This window comes from Methylobacterium sp. WL103, from assembly GCF_008039885.1.
Taxonomy (GTDB): Bacteria; Pseudomonadota; Alphaproteobacteria; order Rhizobiales; family Beijerinckiaceae; genus Methylobacterium; species Methylobacterium cerastii.
In genome coordinates this window covers 1-4,181 of sequence record NZ_VRUX01000380.1, presented here as the reverse complement: position 1 = coordinate 4,181, position 4,181 = coordinate 1, and the positions used below count along the sequence as shown (strand labels likewise).

General features: G+C 70.5%; 5 protein-coding genes and 2 pseudogenes. 2 read left to right on the top strand and 5 right to left on the bottom strand.

Annotation, left to right across the window (positions count from 1 at the left end; translation table 11 throughout):
• The 4 genes and pseudogenes from FV222_RS18865 to FV222_RS18850 form a co-directional block, all read right to left on the bottom strand.
• Nucleotides 1–305 (bottom strand): annotated as a pseudogene (locus FV222_RS18865) (protein TolA); the annotation flags it as partial.
• Between the two features lie 3 nt (nt 306–308).
• Nucleotides 309–809, bottom strand: a complete 501-nt coding sequence (gene tolR / locus FV222_RS18860; RefSeq protein ID WP_147761440.1) for a protein TolR — start codon at nt 807–809, stop codon at nt 309–311.
• A 111-nt stretch (nt 810–920) separates the two neighbouring features.
• Nucleotides 921–1,610: a MotA/TolQ/ExbB proton channel family protein gene (locus FV222_RS18855; protein ID WP_147754494.1), complete on the bottom strand. Its 690-nt coding sequence runs from the start codon at nt 1,608–1,610 to the stop codon at nt 921–923.
• A gap of 121 nt (nt 1,611–1,731) precedes the next feature.
• Nucleotides 1,732–2,238 carry a Tat pathway signal protein gene (locus tag FV222_RS18850; RefSeq protein WP_238270730.1) on the bottom strand — a complete coding sequence of 169 codons (507 nt, stop codon included), beginning with the start codon at nt 2,236–2,238 and terminating at the stop codon, nt 1,732–1,734.
• A gap of 590 nt (nt 2,239–2,828) precedes the next feature.
• Here FV222_RS18850 and FV222_RS18845 point away from each other — a divergent pair.
• Together FV222_RS18845 and FV222_RS18840 are read left to right on the top strand one after the other, a co-directional pair.
• Entirely contained in the window at nt 2,829–3,257 is a 429-nt protein-coding gene (locus tag FV222_RS18845; RefSeq protein ID WP_147754493.1) for an Hsp20 family protein, read from the top strand.
• Nucleotides 3,258–3,368: 111 nt separating this feature from the next.
• Entirely contained in the window at nt 3,369–3,653 is a 285-nt protein-coding gene (locus tag FV222_RS18840) for a DUF1150 domain-containing protein (protein WP_147754492.1), read from the top strand.
• A gap of 59 nt (nt 3,654–3,712) precedes the next feature.
• On the opposite strand, the pseudogene FV222_RS18835 reads toward FV222_RS18840, so the two are convergent.
• Nucleotides 3,713–4,181, bottom strand: a pseudogene (locus FV222_RS18835) (alpha/beta hydrolase); the annotation flags it as partial.

Here is a 4,181-nt window from a genome sequence, read left to right as displayed (position 1 = left end):
GGCTTGGCCTCGGCGGCGTCCGGCGGCGGCTTGGTCGGCTCCGCCTCGGCGGGCTCGTCCACGGGCTTGGTCTCGGGCGGGGCGGCCTCGCTCGCCTGGGTCTCGCTCGGCGCCTGCGTGTCCGCGTCGGTCATCAGCGGCGCGAGGTCGATCGAGATCTGCTGCTCGCCGGGGGGCGTCGGCGGCGTCAGCTTGAACAGGGCGAGGCCCGCCAGCGCGGCCAGATGCAGGGCGAGCGCGACGAGGAAGGCGGGAACGAGCCCCGACGAGCGGGAGTCCGGCCCGGTGTCGACGATGGCGGACATGGCTTACCGCGCCGCCCCGTTCGCCGGCGCGGCGGCGGGGGCGCCCGGAGCCGGTCCGCCCGGAGCAGGTCCGCCCGGAGACTGCGCGATCAGCGACACCTTGGTGAAGCCGGCCTGGCCGACGAGGCCCATGACCTCCATGATCTTGCCGTAGGCCACGTCCTTGTCGCCGCGGACCAGCATCACCTGGTCCTTGTTCTCGGCCGCCATGGCGCGCAGGCGCGGCACCAGCGTCTCGTTGGTGAAGACCTCCTTGGCGATCGAGGGCTTGCCGTCCTTGTCGATCGTCACCTCGACCGGCTTCTGCGACTGCGCGACCTTGGCGGCTGCGGTCTTCGGGAGCTGCACCGGCACGCCGGTGGTCATCAACGGCGCCGCGACCATGAAGATGATCAGCAGCACCAGCATGACGTCCACCATCGGCGTGACGTTGATCTCCGACATCGGAGCGGTGTCGAGGTCGTCGTCGTCGGAACCGCTCGCGCGGATCGAACCCATCGCCATGCGGCGTCCTCCGGGGTCGGCGGCTCGGGCCCCCAAGGGGCGGCCGCGTCGGGAATGGAAGGCCCGGCCGCCTGAGCGGGCCGGGATCGCGGGTCTCGGATGGTCGCGCGGCTATTCGGCGGCGGCGCGGTGCTGGACGCCGCGGTCGCGGGCGAGGCGGTTGCCGAGCAGGCCGATGCCGGAGACGAAGGTGCTCTGGATCCGCCCGACGTCGTTGGCGAGCTTGTTGTAGGCCATCACCGCCGGGATCGCGACGACGAGGCCGATCGCCGTGGCGAACAGCGCCTCGGCGATGCCCGGCGCCACCACGGCGAGCGAGGTGTCCTGGCTGCGGGCGATGGACGAGAACGAGTTCATGATGCCCCAGACCGTGCCGAACAGGCCGACGAAGGGCGCCGTGGACCCCGACGTCGCCAGCAGCGCCAGGCCGTTCTGAAGGCGCTTGACCTCGAGGGTCAACGCGCCGCGCATGGCGCGCTCGATCCGGTCGCGCCGCTCGGCGCGGGTCTCCGAGGCGTCCTGGTCGCGCCAGGCGTCCAGAGCCGCCTTCACCACGTGGCCGGCGATGCCCGGCATCCCCGTCTCCAGGCTGCCGCCCGAGCGCACCAGCGCGTCGAACGCCTTGGCCTGGCGCCGCGCGGCGGCGAGGCGGACGACCTTCTCGAACACCACGGTCCAGCAGGCGAGCGAGGCGACCACCAGCAGGATCATCACCCCCTTCACGATCGGGTCGGCCTGCAGGAACAGGCCCACGAACGAGAAGTCGTGACCGGCGTCGATCGGGGCGGAGGTCGGATCCATTGCGAGTTCCTTGCAAGGTCGTTCGGGTGCGGCGACGGCCGCGGGCCGCCCGGCGGCTCTGGGCCGCCGGCCGGTATCGGTTCTCAGGGGCGGCCGGCGTCGCGCGCCGGGCCGGCTCGGCTCAGCGGTCGAACGGGATGTTCGCCTTGGTCTCGGTCTCGGTGCGTTCGAGGCAGGCTTCGCGGGTCGCGTCGCCGCCCTCGCAGGCGAGCACGTCGCTGAGCAGCACCCGGCTCAGCTTCGGGCAGGCGATCCCGGGGAAGTTGAAGATCTTGACGGTGGTCTTGCGGGCCGGGATCGGCCCGAGCTCGGCCGCGACCCGCTTCTGCACGATCCCGTCGGTGTCGAAGGCGAACAGGTCGAGCTTGTACGACTTCAGCGCAGCCCCGCGGCTGTTGTCGACGACGATCGTGGCCCGGCAGGAATCCTCGACGGATTCGAGCCGGTTGAGCTGAAGCTTGAGCGGCGCGGCCTTCTCGCCGGCCGGCGCATCCTGCGCCATCGCGGACACGGCGAGCGAGGACGCGAGCACGAGGGAGAGCCCCACGCAGGCGGCGGTGTCCAGGGCGAGCCGCCTGATGCGGAGCCGGTTAAGCGGGACGCCTCGCCCGAGCATCTGTTGAGCCATCGAAACGCTTCCCATCCTCCGCTCCGCGGGCGGCCCGTCCGGCGCCCCGCGCCGTGTCGAATTCGTCTGCCGCCGGGTCCATCCGGTTCGCGAGGCACGAAGCGGACGGCCGCGGCCGCGAAGCGGGCGGCCGAGAGGACCGGCGCCATCGCATCGCCGTCTCGGACCCTCCCTCGGACCACGGCCTCGGCGCGTGTCTGGAAAGGGGCGATGCGGTCGTCCGGCCTCGCGAAGATGCGCGCCCCGGCGCGATCTCCCGCAAGAGCGGAATGCAATGTGCCTGCGCGGCGGAAGTATCCGAGGTGCAGGGCAAGGATCAAGAGCGGCGCTGAAAATCAGAGCCGTTCCAAACTGTTACGAATACATCTCGCGTTGCGGCGTGCATCCTTGCCGAATGGTCCCGGCCTGCCTTGCCGGATCTGCCCGGCCGCCTGGTGGGATCGCGGCCGGCGGCTCTCTTGATGGGGCGGGCATGCTCGACCATATCGTTCCGGGCCGGATCGATGGTCCGGAAGGGGTGCCGCTTGCGGGCCCCGCAACGAGGTGCCCGCCGGCATTCCGGTCACGGGGCCTCCACAGGGGCGTTGCCGATGACCCGTCCATCCCCGTTCGGACACCCGTTCCTGCTCGGATTCGACGAGATCGAGCAGGCGCTGGACCGGGTCTCGAAGGCCGCCAACGACGGCTACCCGCCCTACAACATCGAGCGCCTCGTCCGCACCGACCAGGAGCCGGACCGCCTCCGCATCACCCTGGCGGTGGCCGGCTTCACCCGCGACCAGCTCGACGTGATGCTGGAGGAGAACCAGCTCGTCGTCCGCGGGCGTCAGGTCGACGACAAGGAGCGGCTGTTCCTCCACCGCGGCATCGCGGCGCGCCAGTTCCAGCGGGCGTTCCTGCTGGCCGACGGGATGGAGGTGCTGGGTGCCGACCTGTCGAACGGCCTGCTCTCGATCGACCTCGCCCGTCCCGAGCCCGAGCGGGTGGTGCGCCGCATCGCCATCCTCGAGCGCGATTGATCCGCCGGCGAAACACCCCACATTCGATTCAGGCCCACGATCGCCGGATCGGTTCGATCAAGACGGGATCGTTTCCGGGCTGTTTGCTCTGCCTCGAAAGGAGGGCACGACATGACCGACCTCACCACCTCCCCGCTGACGGCCGCCGACCTCGACCCGGCCGAGTTCAACGCCGCCGACCTCGCGGCGCTCGGCGAAGGCCACATCGCCTACGTCCGCTCGATCCGGTCCGACGAGGTGATGCGCCTTTTCCCGCAGGCGCCGCAGCTCACCCCCGGGCTCGACCTGTTCGCCCTGCTGTCGGCGAGCGGCGCCCCGATCCTGCTCGCGGATTCGCGCGAGGTGATCCTCGCCAACGCCGCCGAGCACGACCTCTACCCGGTCAGCCTGCACTAGAGCATTTTCAAGCGAGGTGGATGCCGGCTCGCGTGAAGAAAATACGACTACACAGTCAGTTAGAGCATTTTCCGTGATCCGGAGATCATGGAAAATGCTCTAGCGGGCGTCGCCATCTCCGCCACCGCCGAGAGCAGCCGCGCGACGTCCTGCGGCCGCGACAGGCGGTGGTCGCCGTCGGCGATCAGCGTGAGAACCGTGCCCGCCGCCGGCAGCCTTTCGAGGATACGAAAGGCATGCGGGTGCGGCACGTCCGGGTCGTTCATCCCCTGAAGGATGTGGACCGGGCAGCCGAGGTCGAGCGGACCGGTCAAAAGGCGGTTGCGCCGGCCATCCTCGATCAGCGCCATGCTGATCGCGTCGGGCTCCGGAGCGTAGGCGCTCTGGCGCAGCCAGACGCCGTCCTGTTCCAGCGTCCTGCGGATTTCGGGCGAGAATTTGTCCCACATCAGGTCCTCGGTGAAGTCGAGGGCCGGCGCGATCAGCACGAGGCCGGTCGGCGCCGGCTCGCCGCGCGCCGCGCAGTTG